The following is a 1,683-nucleotide window of genomic DNA, read 5'->3' as shown; positions in this document are numbered from 1 at the left end:
TTTGAGCTGATTTTAGGTTTTTCTCGGGGTTTTCTCTTAACAGGATAGAAACGGGCCAACTGAAACCCTGCTTTCCACACAACATTGTCCTACGGAAACACATTGGGTCTTATATGTCCCCGACATGCCAACGATATACTTTCCACACAACACTGTTCTACGGAAACATGAGGGGGGTTGATGTGGCCCTCAAGGTGAGGCTTATCTTTCCACACAACACTGTTCTACGGAAACAATGGCCGCCTCAACCAGCTTCTCCATATCAGCCTGCTCTTTCCACACAACACTGTTCTACGGAAACCTGGGAAGTTTCTTATGTTATGTTGCCGGCACATTATTACTTTCCACACAACACTGTTCTACGGAAACTACCGCGAGGCATTCCTCGGCGTGTTCTTTATCTTCTTCACTTTCCACACAACACTGTTCTACGGAAACATGGGCCTGCCAGAGAATCGTGAACACCTTGCCGTAGCCTTTCCACACAACACTGTTCTACGGAAACCCTCGGGAAATTTCCTCCTTTCCCAAAAACAGTAGATGTCGCAACTCCTATTTAAGCCTTATTATGAAAATCCGTATCACTGCACCCCATTTATAAATCCGGCACAGATTTTGAAAAGTCCTCCTGACCCTCGATATTCCTTGTCAACCCATGTAACCGACGTTATACTCTTCTCGCGCAATCGAAAATCACTTTTGCGGTTTTGGAGGTTAATTTGGCATTGAAAATCCCAGCAGAGGTGTTTGAGGCTCATCTAACTATCTAAACCCGAAGTAACGTCCTTATTTTTCGATTTTAGCGTCATTGAATTCTCGAACCGGAAAATGGTTTTATGGTTATAAAACGTTTCGATGGATCTTTAGACAAAATCCGAAGAACACCCAAACGAGCTCTTGATAGCAATAAAGAGTTTTAAACTGCTCAACCTTAGAAGGGGAGCAGAACCTGCTCCCAAAGGTCAGGAAAAGCTGTCTCCGTTTCCCGTACCTCTCCCTGTGCTACTCCCTCAGCCCGACCTCGCTATCGTAGTCCAGCTCTATTCCAAAGACGCCAAAGCGCTCGTAGAGGTCGTCGTTGAAGTGCTTGTACTTTTCGAGCGTCCATATCGGGACGTTAACGGTGTGCTCGATGATGAAGACGGTAGCCTTCAGCTTCTCCTCCTCGCTCAGCTCTCCCCAGTCGGTTGCGAGCTCTATCGCTTTATCCAGGAAGGGCAGGGGTATCGCCGGAAGGCTCATGAAGGTGTCGCGGGTTTTCAGGACTTTCTCGGCCCGCTTCCACCTCATCAGGCTCTTTTCAAGCTTCGGCTTCCCTATCTCGGCCTCGTACCTGTCCCATATTCTATCATAGAACTCATCGTTTATCCCGAGCAGGTCGAGCTCGCTCTCGATTCCCTCAAGCTCACCGAGCAGTGAATTCGCCTCCCCGTAGGTCCTCTCATCGTAGGGCAGGTACGGCCTCTTACCTTCAGGCTGGAAGATGTACGCCTTACCGCTCTTCAGTTCCCTTCTATTAACCCTCCCGAAGCGCTGGATGAGGGCATCTATCGGAGCGGTCTCGGTGTACAGAACGTCGTAGTCTATATCGAGGGAAACCTCCACTACTTGAGTCGCAACCAAGATGCCCCTCTCGATTTTCTCAACGAGCTCCATCTTCCTTTCCTTGTCCTTCTGTATGAA

Annotated in this window: 1 pseudogene and 1 CRISPR repeat array; the pseudogene reads right to left on the bottom strand. The window is 48.5% G+C overall.

Going from position 1 to position 1,683, the window contains the following annotated elements:
* Positions 1 to 70 precede the first annotated feature (70 nt).
* Positions 71 to 505: direct repeats of the CRISPR family, unit length 29 nt; unit sequence CTTTCCACACAACACTGTTCTACGGAAAC.
* Between the two features lie 497 nt (positions 506 to 1,002).
* A pseudogene (locus MVD07_RS07375) lies at positions 1,003 to 1,683 on the bottom strand (CRISPR-associated helicase/endonuclease Cas3); the annotation flags it as partial.

The sequence above is a fragment of the Thermococcus sp. genome, assembly GCF_027008145.1.
Taxonomy (GTDB): Archaea; Methanobacteriota_B; Thermococci; order Thermococcales; family Thermococcaceae; genus Thermococcus.
Note: the sequence above shows the minus strand (reverse complement) of the source record. Positions and strands in the feature narration are given on the sequence as shown.